This is a genomic window from Aureimonas glaciei, assembly GCF_014643375.1.
Classification (GTDB): Bacteria; Pseudomonadota; Alphaproteobacteria; order Rhizobiales; family Rhizobiaceae; genus Plantimonas; species Plantimonas glaciei.
This window is the reverse complement of record NZ_BMJJ01000001.1, coordinates 385,059-401,378: the sequence shown is the minus strand read 5'-3', so window position 1 is coordinate 401,378 and position 16,320 is coordinate 385,059. Positions and strand designations below refer to the sequence as shown.

Annotated in this window: 14 protein-coding genes; 6 read left to right on the top strand and 8 right to left on the bottom strand. The window is 67.3% G+C overall.

Translation table 11 applies throughout. The features are described from left to right. Positions 1–40 precede the first annotated feature (40 nt). Entirely contained in the window at positions 41–616 is a 576-nt protein-coding gene (locus IEX88_RS01825) for a DUF1236 domain-containing protein (RefSeq protein ID WP_188848846.1), read from the top strand. A 65-nt stretch (positions 617–681) separates the two neighbouring features. Here IEX88_RS01825 and IEX88_RS01820 read toward each other — a convergent pair whose 3' ends face one another. Then, entirely contained in the window at positions 682–957 is a 276-nt protein-coding gene (locus IEX88_RS01820) for an Rdx family protein (protein WP_188848845.1), read from the bottom strand. A 150-nt stretch (positions 958–1,107) separates the two neighbouring features. Continuing rightward, positions 1,108–1,845: a peptide-methionine (S)-S-oxide reductase MsrA gene (msrA, locus tag IEX88_RS01815; RefSeq protein WP_188848844.1), complete on the bottom strand. Its 738-nt coding sequence runs from the start codon at positions 1,843–1,845 to the stop codon at positions 1,108–1,110. A 418-nt stretch (positions 1,846–2,263) separates the two neighbouring features. Between msrA and IEX88_RS01810 the strand changes: the two genes are divergently transcribed. From IEX88_RS01810 to IEX88_RS01790, 5 genes are all read left to right on the top strand, one after another. Then, a complete protein-coding gene (locus IEX88_RS01810; protein WP_188848843.1) occupies positions 2,264–5,113 on the top strand; it encodes an ABC transporter transmembrane domain-containing protein in 2,850 nt (949 codons plus the stop codon). A 187-nt stretch (positions 5,114–5,300) separates the two neighbouring features. After that, complete coding sequence (locus tag IEX88_RS01805) at positions 5,301–5,762, top strand: cyclic nucleotide-binding domain-containing protein (RefSeq protein ID WP_188848842.1); 462 nt, start codon at positions 5,301–5,303, stop codon at positions 5,760–5,762. Between the two features lie 60 nt (positions 5,763–5,822). Further along, entirely contained in the window at positions 5,823–6,698 is an 876-nt protein-coding gene (locus IEX88_RS01800; RefSeq protein ID WP_188848841.1) for an MBL fold metallo-hydrolase, read from the top strand. Beyond that, positions 6,682–8,112, top strand: coding sequence for an adenylate/guanylate cyclase domain-containing protein (locus IEX88_RS01795; protein ID WP_188848840.1), 1,431 nt, complete (start codon positions 6,682–6,684; stop codon positions 8,110–8,112). Before IEX88_RS01800 ends, IEX88_RS01795 begins: the two co-directional genes overlap by 17 nt. Then, on the top strand, positions 8,109–9,386 hold the full coding sequence (locus IEX88_RS01790; protein WP_188848839.1) for an adenylate/guanylate cyclase domain-containing protein: 1,278 nt from the start codon (positions 8,109–8,111) through the stop codon (positions 9,384–9,386). Before IEX88_RS01795 ends, IEX88_RS01790 begins: the two co-directional genes overlap by 4 nt. 198 nt (positions 9,387–9,584) lie before the next feature. On the opposite strand, the gene IEX88_RS01785 is transcribed toward IEX88_RS01790, so the two are convergent. From IEX88_RS01785 to IEX88_RS26740, 6 genes are all read right to left on the bottom strand, one after another. Next, entirely contained in the window at positions 9,585–9,872 is a 288-nt protein-coding gene (locus IEX88_RS01785; protein WP_188848838.1) for a GIY-YIG nuclease family protein, read from the bottom strand. Positions 9,873–10,105: 233 nt separating this feature from the next. Next, the gene (locus IEX88_RS01780; protein ID WP_188848837.1) at positions 10,106–11,263 is read right to left on the bottom strand and encodes an ABC transporter permease; all 1,158 of its coding nucleotides are present in this window, start codon (positions 11,261–11,263) and stop codon (positions 10,106–10,108) included. Then, positions 11,260–12,258: an ABC transporter permease gene (locus IEX88_RS01775; protein ID WP_188848836.1), complete on the bottom strand. Its 999-nt coding sequence runs from the start codon at positions 12,256–12,258 to the stop codon at positions 11,260–11,262. Before IEX88_RS01775 ends, IEX88_RS01780 begins: the two co-directional genes overlap by 4 nt. 13 nt (positions 12,259–12,271) lie before the next feature. After that, the gene (locus tag IEX88_RS01770; protein WP_210319225.1) at positions 12,272–14,248 is read right to left on the bottom strand and encodes an ABC transporter substrate-binding protein; all 1,977 of its coding nucleotides are present in this window, start codon (positions 14,246–14,248) and stop codon (positions 12,272–12,274) included. A 13-nt stretch (positions 14,249–14,261) separates the two neighbouring features. Then, positions 14,262–15,512, bottom strand: coding sequence for an FkbM family methyltransferase (locus IEX88_RS01765; protein WP_188848835.1), 1,251 nt, complete (start codon positions 15,510–15,512; stop codon positions 14,262–14,264). After that, positions 15,509–16,303, bottom strand: a complete 795-nt coding sequence (locus IEX88_RS26740; protein ID WP_244639810.1) for a polysaccharide lyase family 20 protein — start codon at positions 16,301–16,303, stop codon at positions 15,509–15,511. The genes IEX88_RS01765 and IEX88_RS26740 overlap by 4 nt, the downstream gene beginning before the upstream one ends. Positions 16,304–16,320 lie beyond the last annotated feature (17 nt).

Sequence of the window (16,320 nt, the reverse complement as noted above, 5' to 3'; positions counted from 1 at the left end):
TTGTCGGTGCGAAGGACATCACACCGCAAGGAAGTTTTCGATGCGCCAGTTTCTCTTTACCACCGTGGCCTTGGCCGCTCTCGGGGCCGGCCCGGTCCTGGCCGACCAGATCATCGTCCGGGACAGCGGGTCCGTGGCCGGATCCGTCGTGACGGTCGTGCCGGCCCCCGAGCCGGTCCGCAGCTATGTCATCGCCAATCCCCGGCCGGCCGTGCAGCTCGAGGGCGAGCTCAGCCAGGGTTATATCGTGCCCGACAGCGTCGAGCTGGTGCCGGTCCCCGACAACCCGGACTATGTCTACTTCTACGCCGGCGACGATCGTCCGGTGATCGTGCGGGCTCAGGACCGTTCGGTCGTCTATGTCGACGCCGACACCGTGGTCGATGGCGCCCCTGTGGTTCAGGACGGCATCCCGGACGAGCTGATCGGCTATGTCCGCGACAATCCGGTCGATCCGCTGACGATCGAGGGCGATATCGACGTCGGCTATGAAGTACCCGTGGATGCCCGCCTGCAGCCGGTCGACGGCTACAAGGGCTACAGCTACTTCTACCACAACGGCCAGCCCTATGTGGTCGACCAGACCAGCCGGCGCGTCGTCTACTATCCTCGCTGACCTGCCGCCCATCGACCGAAACGCCGCCTCCGGGCGGCGTTTTGCTTTTTGGCCCTTGGTTCAGCTCAGCGGTCGCTGTGGCCGAGATCGCGGCCGGGGTCCATGACGTCGCGCACGCGCTGTTTCAGCACCTTCGCCTCGGGAAAGCCGCCGTCGCGCTGGCGCTCCCAGATCAGCGTGCCGTCGCAGGCGATCTCGAAAATGCCGCCGGTTCCCGGCACCAGCGCCACCTCGCCGAGATCGGCACCGAAGGTCGACAGGAGCTCCTGTGCCATCCAGCCGGCGCGCAGCAGCCATTGGCACTGGGTGCAGTAGGTGATGGTGATCCGCGGTCCGGTCATGTCGGCTCCTTGCTGCCCAGGCAACAGACATGGACAAGCCCGGCGCCGCTGGCAAGCGGGCCGGGCCGGGCGAGGAGAGGCCGAGGGTCGGCGACGGTCGGCCTGCCGCCGCCCCTTGCCGCGACGTTTCCCGCCGCGCGGCGGTGGGCCTCAGCTCTTGGCGCTGGCGACCAGAGCCGGCTCGGCGCGGAACTGCTGCGGAAACACTTGCTTCAGATTGTCGATCTTCGGCTGGTCGTTGATGACGATGTAGGGATAGGTCGGGTTCTGGAAGAGGAAATCCTGGTGATAGGCCTCGGCCGGGAAGAAGCGCGCCCCGTCCTCGATCTTGGTGACGATCTTCTCCCCGTAGACGCCGGTCCCGTCGAGCTGGCCGATATAGGCCTTGGCGATCTTCGCCTGCTCGGGCGTGGTCGGGAAGATCGCCGAGCGGTACTGCGTGCCGCTGTCGGGTCCCTGGCGGTTCAGCTGGGTCGGGTCGTGCGCCACGGAGAAGTAGATCTGCAGGATCTCGCCATAGGTCACTTGCTTCGGATCATAGGTGATCTGCACCGCCTCGGCATGGTCGGATCCGCCCCCCGAGACGATTGGGTAAGTGGCCGTGTCGGCCGTGCCGCCGGCATAGCCCGAGACGGCGTTGCTGACGCCCTTCACGTGCTGGAAGACGCCCTGCACCCCCCAGAAGCAGCCGCCGGCAAGGATCGCCGTCTCTGTGCCCGTGCCGCCCTTGGCGTCGAGCGTCGGTGCCGGAATGATGAAGGCGGCTTCCGCGGCCTGGGCCGGGAGCCGGCTCGCCAGGGTTGCCCCGCCGGCCAGGACCAGCGTGGCCAGGCCGATCGAGGCGGCAAGGCGGAAAGGACGGGAACGGCGGGCGGGTGTCGAAGGCATCGATGATTTCCCTTGTCCGATAGGCGGTTGATGGATCGAGCGAAAAAGCCGCGCTGCGCCGTATCTGGCAGAACGCCGCCGGCCGATGACGACCGGCCGCTCCGGTCCGCGACCGCGCTTGGCTCCTAGATGCGCATGCCCTGCCTCCCGTGCAAATCACACCTGCGGCAATGGCGGGGCGACAGCGGCCCGATACGCTCCCCCTTCGATTGCCTCAGGGCCAGCGGAGGGGCAGCGAAGGGGGCGGCACGCCCTCAGCCCCGGGCGCTGGGCGCGGCGACGCCGCCGACACGCCTGAAACCACGAAAACCGCGTCGCGGGCGTTCCAACGCGGCGACGACCGGTCTATTTCAGGCGAGCTTCTGGCGCGGGGACGGCGCGGCTGCTAGCGTTTCGCACCGCAATGGACTGATCACCGATGGCATCGCTCTACAAATATGCCTGGAAGCATACCAAGCGCGACCAGCTGTGGATGCTGTTCGTGGTGGCCCTGTCGATCCCGGCGCTGTTCTTCTCGCTGAACCTGCCCAAGCTCATCGTCAACGGGCCGATCCAGGGCCAGGGTTTCGAGCGCGGCATGAGCACCCAGACCTATCTGGGAATCTCGCTGCCCGACTGGCTGCCGGTCTTCAGCGGCTTTTCCCTGTTCGACGGCTTCACGCTCGACCGGCTCAGCGCGCTCTACGTCCTCAGCGGCCTGTTCCTGCTGATGGTCATCGTCAACGGCTGGTTCAAATACTACCTCAACACCTACAAGGGCCGGCTCGGCGAGCGCATGCTGCGCCGCATGCGCTTCGAGTTCGTCGACCTCGTCCTGCGCTTTCCCATCCTGCGCTTCCGCCAGCTCCGCTCGCCCGAAGTCGCCTCGATGATCAAGGACGAGCTGGAGCCGATCGGCGGCTTCATCGGCGAGGCCTTCGTCACGCCCGTCTACCTGATCAGCCAGGTGCTGACGGCGATCGTCTTCATCTTCATCCAGAGCGTTCAGCTCGGCATGGTGGCGATGGCGGTGATGGTCATCCAGATCGTGCTCATTCCGCGCATGCGGCGGCGGCTGCTCGTGCTCGGCCGCCAGCGCCAGCTGACGGCGCGCATGTTCGCCGGCCGGGTCGGCGAGATCGTCGAGGGCATCGCCAGCGTCCACACCAACGATACCTCGAACTACGAGCGCGCCGGGGTCGCCGAGGAACTCGGCCGCATCTACCTGATCCGCTTCGACATCTACCAGTGGAAGTTCCTGGTCAAATTCCTGAACAATTTCCTCAGCCAGGTGACGCCCTTCATCTTCTACCTGTTCGGCGGCTATTTCGCGATCCGCGGCCAGCTCGACATCGGCCAGCTCGTCGCCGTCATCGCCGCCTACAAGGACCTGCCCTCGCCGCTGAAAGACCTGATCGACTGGGACCAGAGCCGGCTCGACGTGACGGTCAAGTACGAGCAGGTGGTCGAGCAGTTCGACGTCGACAACATCGCCGACGACGTCCTGCAGAAGCCGGTGATGGAGCGCGTTCCCGCTTTGGCCGCCGGCTACGCCCTGACCAATCTCGGCGCCAGCGACGAATCCGACGGCCGGCTGTTCGAGCAGGTGACGATCGAGCTGCCGCTGGACGAGAAGGTCGCCGTCGTCTCCGGCATCGGCGAAGGGGCCGAAAACGTCGCCGAGGTGCTGGCGCGGCTGCGGCCGACCGATACCGGCCAGGTGCTTCTGGCGGGCGAGCCGCTCGGCAAGCTGCCGGAGGCGGTCACCGGGCGGCGCGTCGCCTATGTCGACGCCGTCACCTATTTTCCCCGCGCCACGCTGCGCGACACCCTGCTCTACGGCCTGCGCCACTACCCGGTGACTCCGGGGCCGCGGGGCAAGAGCACCGTGGAGACCAAGATCCGGCACGAGACCAAGCGCTCGGGCAACACGCTGCTCGACGTGCGCGACGACTGGATCGACTACGAGGCGCTTGGCCTTTCCTCGAAGGAGGAGCTCGGCCACCGCATCGCCGAAATCCTGAAGCTCGTCATCCTCGATCGCGACGTGCATCTGTTCGGGCTGCGCACGCGGGTTCCGCCCGAGTTCCAGGACCAGGTCGCCGACACGGTTCTGCAGTCGCGCCACAGCTTTCGCGATCTCCTGGCGGCGGAGAACATGGAGGCCTATGTCGAGCCCTTCGACCCAGACCGCTACATCGCCAATGCCTCGATCATGGAGAACATCGTCTTCGGCGCGCCGGTCGACCACCGCCTCGGCCTGTCGCAGTTCTATGTCCACCCCTATGCGCGCGATACGCTGCGCGCCACCGGTCTCGCCCCCGACCTGTTCGAGATCGGCCGCAACATCGCCGCGACGATGATCGAGCTGTTCGGCGAGCTGGAGCCGGGCAACCCACTGCTGCAGCGCATTTCGGTGATGACGCCGGAAGAGCTCGGCGAATACCGTCAGGTGCTCTCGCGCGCCGCCGGGCGCAGCTACGAGCAGGCGGCGCAGGCGGAGCGCGCCGCTCTGGTGCGCCTCGCGCTCAGCTACATCGAGCCCAGCCACCGCCTCGGCTTCATCGACGAGGCCTTCATGCAGCGCGTCGTCGAGACGCGCCAGATCTTTCGCGAAAAGATCCCGGAGGAACTGGCCGAACTCCTGGTCTTCCACGACGCCGACGCCTTCAACCCGGCCGCCTCGATCCAGGACAACATCCTCTTCGGCCGCATCGCCTATGATCTCGCCAATGCGACCTCGGCGGTGGAGGGGCTCCTCCTGCGCACCTTCGACGAGCTCGGCCTCTCCGACATCGTGCAGGCGACAGGCCTCTATTACGACGTCGGCGCCGGCGCCAAGCGTCTGTCGGTCGGCCAGCAGCAGAAGCTGGCGCTCGCCCGGGCCCTCCTGAAGGCGCCCGACTACCTCATCGTCAACCGCGGCCTGTCGGCGCTCGACATCGACAGCCAGGCGCGCATCGTCGAGGCGACGCTCGCCTATGGCGCCCGCGCCGAGGCGCCCTTCGGCACCTTCTGGGTGCTCGCCTCGGCTCAGCATGCGCAGTTCTTCGACCGGGTGATCGAGTTCAAGGGCGGAAGGGTCGTCGCCGATGCCCCGGTCGGCGGCGAGGCGCCGGACTTCGTCGAGGAGGTCGAGGAGGCCGAGGCGGCAGCAGGATCGGGGGCGCCGGCGCCGCGGCCGGTCGGCGAGGATGGCCCCAGCCTGCAGGAGGACGAGGCGGAAAAGCCCGGCGAGACGCCGCTGCCGCCGGCGCCGCACGGCGAGCGCCTGGCAACGTCCGGTTGATCACCCCCTCTTCTAGGCCTTTCGGCGACGAAGTTGCGGCTCTAAGCGCCCTCGAGGGCTTGTCACTGCCGGCGGGATGACGGACAGTCACGCCGATACCATATGAAAAGACATTCCTCCCGTCGGGGAGGATCGAAGGCTTCGAGTACAGCACGGCATTCCATCTCTTGCGGAGATCGTAGTCGACATGAGCCAGTTGAAGAACGAGGTGGACATCCTGCGGCGGGTGCCGCTGTTTTCGGGCGTCGATTCGCCGAAACTGAAGCTCCTCGCCTTTACCTCCCAGGTCGTGCGCTACCGCAAGAACGAGACGCTGTTCGAACAGGGCGATGTCGGCGACAGCGCCTATGTCATCCTCAGCGGCAATGCCCGGGTCTTCGCCAACAGCGCCAATGGCCGCATCGAACTCGCCGAAGTCGGCGAGACCGATTTCGTCGGCGAGATCGCCATTCTCTGCGACGTGCCGCGCACCGCGACCGTCGAGGCGACGTCGGACCTGACCGCGCTGAAGGTCAACAAGGAATGCTTTGGCGAGCTCCTGACCACCTTCCCTTCCATGGGCATCGCCATGCTGCGCGAACTCGGCTTCCGCCTCAGCCGGACGACGGCCGACCTCGTCGCGGCCGAGAGTCGGAACGCCCGTGGGTGATGCCGGCGCCGCGGGCGGATCGCGGGCGACCGGACTGGCGGCCGCGGCGGGAACTCCGCGGTGACGGATGATGATTTCACCCTCAAGGTCTGGGGCGCCCGCGGCACGCTGCCCGGCTGCGGCGAGAGCCAGACGGCCTTCGGCACGGAAACCTGCTGCGTCGAGATGCGGATCGCCGGCCACCGGCTGATCTTCGACGCCGGCACCGGCATCGTGCCGCTCGGGCGCGAAATGGCGGCCGAGGGGGTCGCTGCGGCAGACCTGTTCTTCAGCCATGTGCACTACGACCACATCATGGGCTTTCCCTTCTTCGTACCGCTGTACAAGCCGGGCTGCGCCATCTCGGTCTCGGCCGGGCACATGCTGGACGGGCGTTCCTGCGCCGAGACCGTCACCGACTACATGCGCGCGCCCTTCCTGCCGATCACGCCGAAGGTGTTTTCCGCCGCCGTCGACTATCGCAGCTTCCAGCCGGGCGAGGTGCTGACGCCGCAGCCGGGGATCCGGATATCGACGGCGCGGTTGCGCCACCCGAACGGGGCCGTCGGCTACCGCGTCGAGCACCGCGGCCGCGTCGCCGCCTACGTTACCGATACCGAGCACGAGCCCGGCGAGACGGACGAGGCGGTGCTGGCACTGTTTGCGGGAGCCGACATCGTCTTCTACGACACCACCTACACCGATGCCGAAATGGCCAAGCACCGCGGCTACGGCCATTCCTCCTGGGAGGAGGGCGTGCGCCTCGCCCAGCGCGCCGGCGCAAGGCAGCTCGTGCTGTTCCACCACTCTCACTACCGCGACGACGCCGAACTCGCCCGCATCGAGGCGGAGGCTCGCGCCGTCTTCCCTGATGTCGTCGCCGGCCGCACCGGCCTCGCCTTCCGCCTGGCGGCACCGGTCGACCGTCTGGAGGGGGTCGATGGCGCTCACGACTGACGAGGAGGACGGGGGCCGGGTGACGGGCTGGATCCGCCCGTCCGAGATCCTGGCCCAGCTTCGCGGCGCCGACCTCGCCAAGGCCCTCTCGCCCAGCATCAGGGCCCAGGTGGTCCGCCGGGACGATGTCGGCGAGGTGCTGGTGAAGATCATCCAGATCTTCATCGTCTCCTTCGTCGCCCTGCTCTACGTGCTGGCTCCGCGGCCGACCGACATCGGCATGCTGTCGTCGCCGACGCCCTATTTCCTGTCCGCCTATCTGATTTTGACCTTTGCGGGCCTGCTCTGGGCGCTGCATCCGCCGGTTCCGGCCTTCGCCATCTACGCCTCGATCGCCCTCGACTTCATCCTGCTCTATGCCCTGATCTGGAGCTTCCACAAGCAGTACGGACAGCCGCCGAGCTTCGTCCTGAAATCGCCGACGCTGCTCTACGTCTTCCTGTTCATCGCCATCCGCACCCTGCGCTTCGAGGTCCGCTTCGTCGTCGCCGCCGGGGCGATGGCGGCGATCGGCTGGATGGCCATCCTCGCCTGGGTCATTCTCTTCGACCCCGAGCACGCGATCATCACCCGCAACTACGTGACCTATCTGACCAGCAACACGGTGCTGCTCGGCGCCGAGATCGACAAGATCCTCCTGATCACCATGGTGACCGGCGTGCTCGCGCTGTCGCTGACCCTGGCCAAGCGCCTCCTCATCTCGTCGATCAGCGAGACGCAGGCGGCCGGCAACCTGTCGCGCTTCTTCGATCCCGCCGTCGCCAGCGACATCCGCGACCAGGACGGCGACACTGCCCCCGGCGACGGCGAGCTGCGCAACGCCACCATCCTCTTCGTCGACCTGCGCAACTTCACCACCATCGCCGCCAGCCGCCCGCCGGCCGCCGTCATCGGCGCCCTGGCGTCCGTGCAGGCGGCGCTGGTGCCGATCATCCACCGGCATGGCGGCACGATCGACAAGTTCATGGGCGACGGCATCATGGTCACTTTCGGCGCGGTGCGCCCGGCCGAGACCCATGCCGCCGACGCCTTGCGCTGCGCCGTGGCCGTGCTCGACGGCTTTGCCGCCTTCGCCGGACAGAGGGAGGATTCCTGGTTCGCCTCCGGCGGGCTCGGCGTCGCCGCGGTGGCCGGGCCTGTCATTGCCGGCCTCGTCGGCGTAGAGGGGCGTCTCGAATTCACGGTGATCGGCAGCGCGGTGAACCTGTGCGCCAAACTCGAGAAGCACAACAAGATGATCGGCTCGCAGGGAATCACCACCGCCTCGACGCTCGCTCTGGCGCAGGAGCAGGGCTTTGCCCCGGAGCCCGGGTTGGAAGGACGGGTGGCCGACATCCCCGGCATCGCCGCCGCCGTCGAGATTGTCGTCCTGCGCCGCGCCGCCGCGCCGGGCGGCGCCGGGCAGCCGGGATGAGCACGGATACCCTCGTCGAGGGAATCGGCGACTGGCTGATCGAGCAGGCGCTCGCCGACAGTCCCTTCCCCGGCACCTTTCGCCAGCTCTGCCTGAAGCTGCAGTCGATCGGCATTCCCGTGGTGCGCGCGCGCGTGACCTGGCCGACGCTGCACCCGCTCTTCCGCGCCGAGACGCTGCTCTGGCACCAGGACGAGGATCTGGAATTCCAGCAGTTCAACCATCAGGACCGCGAGAGCGAGGCCTGGCTGCAGAGCCCGATCCGCTGGATGCTGGAAAAGGACGTGACGGTGATGCGGCGCCGCCTGACCGGCAGCGACCCGCAGCTCGACTTCGCCCTCATGCGCGAGCTGGCGGCGGGCGGCTTCACCGACTTTCTCGGCATCCGCACCTCCTTCACCGGCGGCCGCCCGGCGCTGCGCCCCGACGGCCGCGCCGATTTCGGCCTCTACGTGACCTGGGTGACGGAACGCCCCTCCGGCTTTTCCGACGGCGACATCGGCGCGCTGCAGCGCCTGCAGCGCTCCTTCGCGGTCGCCTGCAAGACCGCGATCCAGCCGCGGATGACGGCCAACATCACCGACGCCTATCTCGGGCCGACGGTCGCGCGCCAGGTGCTGTCCGGCCAGATCCAGCTCGGCAGCGGCAGCCGCACGCTGGCACTGGTCTGGTATTCGGACCTGCGCGATTCCACCCACTCCTCCGAGACCCTGGACGAGGCGAGCTACCTCGCTTTACTCAACGCCTATTTCGGCTGCGTCGCCGAGGCGGCGATCGAGGCCGGCGGCGAGGTGCTCGCCTTCATCGGCGACGCCGTGCTGGCGATCTTCCCCATCAAGGGTCATAGCTGCGAGACGGGCGAGACGCTGGACGATGTGGTGCGCGCCGCGACCTTTGCCGCACACCGGGCGCGGGCCGCCGCCGCCATTCTCAATGAAGGGCGGCGCGCCGCCGGACAGGCGCCGATCACCTTCGGCATCGCCATGAACATCGGCGAGGTCATGTTCGGCAATGTCGGCATTCCCCGCCGCCTGTCCTTCTCGATCGTCGGCCCGACCGTGAACGAGGTGGCGCGGATCGAGAAGATGACGAAGACGCTGGGCGCCGGCGTCCTGGCGACCCGAGCGGTCGCCGAGACCGACCCGGCCGCCTGGGTCTCGGTCGGCGAACACCCGCTCGTGGGCCTGGAGAATCCGGTCGAGCTCTACGCGATGATCGAGGCGCCCGCCGAAGGGCGCCCGGCCCTGGCGGCGCCCGTCGGCGGGGTGGGGTGATGGTCCTCGGCGCTGGGCCGGTCCTGCACTGGCGGCATGGGTTCTCGGGTCAAGCCCGAGAATGACTATCCTGATGGGGCTGGCCCTCGGATCCGACGCCGATGAAAACGTCGAGCACCACCTTAAACATAGTCATCCTCGGGCTTGACCCGAGGACCCATGCCGCGACGGCGTCAACGACACTCCGGGTCCGGACGCTCACCACCCCATGCCGCGGTAGAGCTCGCTCCAATCCGGATTCAGACTCGCGATCAACGATACCTTCCACGCCCGCCGCCACGTCTTCAACGTTCGCTCGCGGCGAATGGCCTCGCGCACGTCGAAATACTCCTCGTACCAGACCAAGCGCTTGCAGCCGTGCTCGGCGGTGAAGCCGGGCAACAGGCCGTTTCGATGCTCAAAGACGCGACGCGACAGGTCGGTGGTGACGCCGATGTACAGCGTCCCGTTTTTCTGGCTGGCCATGATGTAGACGTAGCCGGGCATGGCCGAGCGTTGCCGCGCAGCGGCGGATCGTCAAGGCCGTATACGGCAGCTTTTCAATGGCGGCATGGGTTCTCGGGTCAAGCCCGAGAATGACTATTCTGAAAGGGGTCGGGCTCTGGATCCAGCGCCGATGGAACCACGCTGGGCGCTCCCTTGAACATAGTCATGCTCGGGCTTGACCCGAGCACCCATGCCGCCGCGCTGTCACCGAGGGTACGGGCTCGTTGCCCGCCTCAGTTCGACGAATGCGGGTCGACCGCGTCGCGCAGGCCGTCGCCGAGGAAGGAGAAGGCGAGCACCGTCAGCATCACCGGCAGCATCGGCATCAGCAGCCAGGGATAGAGCGCCACGGCCTCGATGTTCTGGGCTTCCGAGAGGAGCACGCCCCAGCTTGTGATGGGGGGGCGAAGGCCGAGGCCGAGAAAACTCAGCGCGGTTTCGGCCAGAATCATCGAGGGGATGGACAGCGAGGCCGAGGCGATGAGGTGGCTCATGAAGTTCGGCAGGAGATGGCGGGTGATGATGCGGCCGGGCGTCGCCCCCATGACCACGGCGGCAGCGGTGAAATCTTCCTCGCGCAGCGACAGGAGTTTGGAGCGCACGGCGCGGGCAAGGCCCGGCCAGTCGAGCAGCGCCAGGATCAGCGTGATGCCGAAATAGACCAGGATCGGGCTCCAGGTCACCGGCAGCGAGGCCGAGAGAGCCAGCCACAGCGGCAGTTCCGGGATCGAGCGCAGCGTCTCGGTCGCCCGCTGCACCCAGTAGTCGACCTTGCCGCCGAAATAGCCGGCGATGCCGCCGAAGAACAGGCCGAGCGCGAACGACATGGCGACGCCGACCAGCCCGACCGTCAGCGAGATGCGGGCGCCGTAGATCAGACGCGACAGCATGTCGTGGCCGAGACGGTCGGTGCCGAGCGGAAACAGCGTGCTGCCTTCCGGCGGGCAGACGAGGTGAAAGTCGCCGGGCACGAGGCCCCAGAAATTATAGGAATCACCGCGACAGAAGAAGCGCAGCGGCCGCGGCTCGTTGCCGGGCGTGTAGTGGCGCTGCAGCGTGTCGAGGTCGAGCCTTCCGTTCATGTCGTAGACGAAGGGGCCGACGAAGCTCCCCTCGTGGAAGAGGTGGATGGCCTGCGGCGGCATGAAGATATGCGCGGTGTTGCGCGTCTCTAGGCCATAGGGGGCAATGATCTCGGTGAACAGCACGCTGAGATAGGCCGGCACGAGGAAGGCCAGCGCCACCAGCGCGATGCGGTGCCGCCGGAAGCGCCACCAGATCAGCTGGCGCTGCGACGCCTGCATGTATTTTTCCGAGTAGAACGACCCCTCCGCCATCGTCCGCTCTGGATCGAAGGGCTCGGTCGAGACGGTGTGCGGCAGCGCGCTCATGCCTTGCGCGTCCCCGTCAGCCGAACCCTTGGATCGATGATGGCGAGCATGACGTCGGAGACGAGCATGCCGATCACGGTGAGGACGGCGAGGAACATCAGGAAGGATCCGGCCAGATACATGTCCTGGCTTCTGAGGGAGGAGAGCAGCATCGGCCCGGTCGTCGGCAGCGACATCACCGCCGAGACGATGACGGAGCCGGAGACGACCTGCGGCAGCAGCGTGCCGATATCGGCGACGAAGGGGTTGAGCACCGCGCGCAGCGGGTATTTCCGCAGGATCTTGCCCTCGGACAGGCCCTTGGCCCGGGCGGTCACGACATAGGGTTTTTGCAGTTCGTCGAGGAGATTGGCGCGCAGGCGGCGGATCATGCCGGCGGTGCCCGAGGTGCCGATGACCAGCACCGGCACGACGAGATGGCCGAGCAGCGAGGCGATCTTGGCGCCCGTCCACGGCGCGTCCGTGTAGATCGGGTCCATCAGCCCGCCGACCGAGATGCCGAAGAAGGTGTTGGACGCGTAGAGGAGGATCAGCGCCAGGAGAAAATTCGGGGTGGCGAGGCCGAGATAGCCGAGGAAGGACAGGCTGTGGTCGGCGACCGAGTACTGGTGCGTGGCGATGTAGACGCCGATCGGAAAGGACACGGCGTAGATGAACAGGATGGTGACGAAGTTCAGGACCAGGGTCAGGAACAGGCGGTCGCCGACGACGTCGGTGACCGGCATAGCGTATTCGAAGGAATAACCGAGATCGCCGTGCAGGAGGCCGACGACCCAGTCGAAGTACTGGATCGGCATCGGCTGGTCCAAGCCGTACTGCTCGCGCAGGAAGGCGATCTTGTCGTCGGTGACCGATTCGCCGGCGGCTCGGAGTTCGGCGATGTAGGTGGTGAGATAGTCGCCGGGCGGCAGTTGGATGATGATGAAGACGAGCACCGAAATCACGGCGAGCGTGCCCAGCATCGTCAGGACGCGACTGGTGAGGTAGCCGAGCATCGAAAGCCTTCAATTATTGCGGCACGGAGGCCTGTTGTTGCTGCGGCTCGCCGAAGAAGAAGCTGTCGGGGTGGTAGACGCCGAAGAAGGCGCCGGGATTCCAGTTGAAGACGGCCGTCTCGGGCACATTCTGCAACCGGTCGGAGACCACGACGATCTGGTCGACGCCCGAGACGATGCCGATACGGAAGGCCTCGTCGGCGCTGATCGTCAGCATCTTGTCCCAGATGGCCGCCTTCTTGGCCGTGTCGGTGGTCAGCCGCCATTCCTGGTTGAGGGCGAGAAGCTCTCTCGCCGCCGGGAGTTCGGGCGCCGAGCCCATCTTGCCCTTGGTCTCGTAATGCATGCCCCAGACCGGCCACTCGTTCTGCTCGGAATTGGTCGGGGCCAGTTCCGCCGGGCTCGACTCCGCCGTCGGATAGGCATTCTCCAGCCCCGCCCAGACCGACATCACGGTCGCGCCGGAGGCGAGGCGCCGCGAGAGCATGTCGCGCTCGGTCGGCTTGGCCAGGATCTTGATGCCGATCTTGCGGAAATCCTCGGCGATGAGGCCGAGCACGTCGATCTGCTCGATGTCCTCGCCGGCGGTCTCGACCACGATCATCATCGGCCGACCGTCGGGCAGAAGGCGGATGCCGCCGGAATCCTTCTCGGTCAGGCCGAGCCCATCGAGCATGGCATTGGCGCGACCCGGATCGTAGGAGGTCCAGCGCGCGGCGAGCCTGTCGTCATAGAGCGGCGAGCCGGGCATCACCGTGTCGGTCATCGGGATCGCCAGGCCGTAATAGATCGCCTGGTTGATGTCCTGACGGTTGATGCCGAGCGACAGCGCGCGGCGGAAATCGGCCTGCTGGAACAGAGTGCGCCAGGCCTCGTCTGATGTGTTGAGGTTGGGGTAGAGGGCGACCTTGGCGCCCTTGCCGTTGGTCCAGCGGCGCACCGAATAGCCCTTGGCCTTGGCCGCGCGCTTCAGGAAGGCATAGTTGCCGAAGGAGAGATAGTTCGCCTGCAGGTCCGCCTCGCCGGCGCCGACCTTCGCCGGGATCAGGCGGGAACTGGCGATCGTCATCGCCACCTCGTCGATATAGGGCAGCTGGTGCCCGGCCGTGTCGATGCGGTGGAAGAAGGGGTTGCGGGCGAAGATGAAGCGGTCCGACGGCGGCTCGGTCGCCAACACCCAGGGCTGCAGCGACGGCATGTCGACATTGGAGTTCTTGTAGGATTGGTCGTATTTGAAGTGCAGCGCGACCCAGTTGCGCTGACCCTTCTTTTCGATGAGGGCGGCGAGTTTTTCCGGGTTGGCGTATTTCTTGTGGAATTTCTTCAGGTAGTGGGCCGGGCGATAGATATCGAGCGGCTGCGCGCCGGCCAGCGCCGGCAGGAAGAACGGGTTGGGTTTCGACCATTCGTAACGCAGGGTGACGTCGTCGATGAAGGTGACGACCGGCGGCTCGCCGTCGACCATCAGCTCGCGCGGCGGCCCATGCGGCGTCATCTCGGCGTCGCCGAGGATGTCTTCCCAATAGTAGCGAAAATCGTCGGTGGTGAAGGGTTCGCCGTCCGACCAGCGATGGCCGCGGCGAAGATGGATGGTGAAGCTGCGCCCCTCGACGACGTCGACGGCACGGGCGATGTCCGGCACGATCCGCTGGTCGGGCGTGAAGCCGACGAGCCGGGCATAGCCGTAGACGACCATGCGGCGGGTGTCCTTGGCCTGTGCCTCGACGATGCGCAGCGTACCGCCATAGTCGCCGACCGCCTTGCCCTCGGCGGCGAGATCCATGACCAGCGGCTCGGCCGGAATGCGCTCGGCGACGGGGGGAAGCTCCTTCGCCTCAACCTTGGCCAGAAGGGCGGGCGGCTCCACCATGTCGGCGGCCCGGGCAGCGCCGGCGAAAAGGGCGAGGACGGAGCAAAGGACCGCCAGCTTGGAAAAGCCGGCTCGATGCGCGGCGCCCGGATGCCTGTCCGTGTCGGTTGCGCGCATCATTGTCCCGTCTCCCTCAGTCGCCGTTCGGCGCGATCAGATAGTTGGCATGGCCCTTGTCCGAGAAGATCCGCTCGACACGGTAGTGGTGTTCCTGCAGCCAGGCTTGGAACACTTGGGTGTTATCATTGGCGATCTCGATGAAGATGACAGGCCGGTCGCGCGCGATCGTCGCCTCGGCGCCGCCGAGAACCTTCAACTCCATTGATTCCACATCGATCTTCAGAAAGTCTACCGGTCCCGTCAAGGCGTCGTCGAGTGTCGTAACGGCAATCTCGCCGGTTGGATCCGCAACGAGCCGCGAGGCGCCGAGCCCGCCGCGCTCGGAGCGGACGATGCCCATCCGCCCCGCGCGGTCGGACAAGCCGAGCCGCAGGCGCGAGAGATCGACGTTGCCGAGACGGTTCTCCGCTACCGCCCGCTCGAGCACCGCCGCGATCTCAGGCAAAGGCTCGAAGGGCACCACCGACGCCGCCTGCATCGGCCCGGCGAAATAGACCGTGTGGTTGCCGGTGTTGGCGCCGATGTCGACGATCCGCCGGCCCGGCCCGATTCGCGCGTGCAGCGCGCCGAGTTCGGCCGCCTCGAAGAACTGCCCACGCGTCTGGTCCCGCTCGATGCCGGCGTTGAGGCCGGTGTAGGGCAGGCGATAGAGGGTCTCGCCGAAGGCGACGGGCAGGAAGACGGGGCGGCGTTCCAGCCGCTCGAGCACCCGGGCCCGCGCCGTCCCGCTCAGGCCCGGCGGCGCCGTCGCGACTTCGGTCAGAGGCGCGGCAAGTTTGATGCAGCGATGCTGCGACCAGAGAAGGAACAGCGCGTCCAGCCAGTCACCATCGGCCTCACCCGGCGCGGCCAGGGACGCGGCGACCTTGGTGCGCAGGACCGACGTTGTCCCGATCCACCAATGCAGAAGCGCGTGCGGCAGTCGGTCGGCATCATCGAAGGCGAGGCGCGAGGGGCGGTGCACCGCCTCGCCGCTGCCGGTGACATGGACGCCGCCGAAGATCGCGTCATAGGGGCCGAGGGCGGGTGCCAGCAGCGCGAGGGCGTCGGGGCGCAGCGTCTCGCCCGGGGCCGGCGCGACGAGCCAGTCGCAGCCCGCTTCCGCCGCCATCGCCGCGGCAGCCGCCAGCCGCGCGACGGCGACTTCGCCGGCCGGAGCCGTCCGGGCCAGCGCGACGACGGCGCCAAATCCGCCGGGCGCCAGCCCGACGGGCGGCACCTCGGTCACGATGGCAAGCCGCGGCGGCGCCGACGAAACCGTCACGCGACCTCGGGCGCGAGAGCGGCGGTGTGCAGCCGGCTCGGGTCGACGGCGTCGAAGCTTTTGCCGCGGCTGTAATTGTCGTGGAAGGCGACGAGCGGCACGTCGATCGGGCCGCTCGCATAGAGGCCGAGCTTGAAATAGGGCGCCTTCGCCTCGTTGCGGTAGCCGAGCGGGCCTGAGAAGGAAAACAGCGGCTTCCCGCCGAGAAAGGCTTCGATGGTCGAGGTGCCGTGGCGCGACCAGAGGATCTTGAAGGCGAAATCCATCCAGCTTCCGCGCGGCGGCGCCGGCATGCGGTGGAAGACGTATCGCTCGACCGGATCGGACGAGGCGACCGCGTCGAAGGCGCCGGTGAAGCGCAGGCCGCCGTCGAGATAGCGGATCGCCAACGGCGGCTTGCCGGAGGGATCGCCCAGCGCCGCTTGGTCGTGCCATTGGGCCAGCACCACGCCAGTGTCGAAGGGGGGCGCAAAGCTTTCCGGGAGCAGGGTCGAAAAACCGTACCAGACGGGCGTCTCGTGCGGCGGGTTGTACCAATCGCGCAGCTCGGCCCTCAGCCCTTGGCTGACATGGTCGCCGGGCCGAAGCTCGAAGCGGCAGGCTTTTGAGCCGACACGCTTGACCTCGGACTGTACCCGGGCGGAATGGGGGCCGGAGAGGCGCCGCACGCTCCAGCCGTCGAGCGTGCCGGTCTCGAAGTCGAGATGGACGTTCGCCTCGCCCTTGGGATCGGTGCGCAGGGCGGCGGCGATCTCGGCATGCTCGGCCTCGCTGCGCCCGCCGCGGTCCATGCGCGGCGGCAGGACAT

Coding starts and splice junctions, on each gene's coding strand:
- IEX88_RS01790 (WP_188848839.1), top strand. CDS start 8,109: ATGAGCACGGATACCCTCGTCGAGGGAATCGGCGACTGGCTGATCGAG.
- IEX88_RS01805 (WP_188848842.1), top strand. CDS start 5,301: ATGAGCCAGTTGAAGAACGAGGTGGACATCCTGCGGCGGGTGCCGCTG.
- IEX88_RS01825 (WP_188848846.1), top strand. CDS start 41: ATGCGCCAGTTTCTCTTTACCACCGTGGCCTTGGCCGCTCTCGGGGCC.
- IEX88_RS01795 (WP_188848840.1), top strand. CDS start 6,682: ATGGCGCTCACGACTGACGAGGAGGACGGGGGCCGGGTGACGGGCTGG.
- IEX88_RS01785 (WP_188848838.1), bottom strand. CDS start 9,872: ATGCCCGGCTACGTCTACATCATGGCCAGCCAGAAAAACGGGACGCTG.
- IEX88_RS01810 (WP_188848843.1), top strand. CDS start 2,264: ATGGCATCGCTCTACAAATATGCCTGGAAGCATACCAAGCGCGACCAG.
- IEX88_RS01770 (WP_210319225.1), bottom strand. CDS start 14,248: ATGATGCGCGCAACCGACACGGACAGGCATCCGGGCGCCGCGCATCGA.
- IEX88_RS01820 (WP_188848845.1), bottom strand. CDS start 957: ATGACCGGACCGCGGATCACCATCACCTACTGCACCCAGTGCCAATGG.
- IEX88_RS01775 (WP_188848836.1), bottom strand. CDS start 12,258: ATGCTCGGCTACCTCACCAGTCGCGTCCTGACGATGCTGGGCACGCTC.
- IEX88_RS01780 (WP_188848837.1), bottom strand. CDS start 11,263: ATGAGCGCGCTGCCGCACACCGTCTCGACCGAGCCCTTCGATCCAGAG.
- IEX88_RS26740 (WP_244639810.1), bottom strand. CDS start 16,303: ATGGACCGCGGCGGGCGCAGCGAGGCCGAGCATGCCGAGATCGCCGCC.
- msrA (WP_188848844.1), bottom strand. CDS start 1,845: ATGCCTTCGACACCCGCCCGCCGTTCCCGTCCTTTCCGCCTTGCCGCC.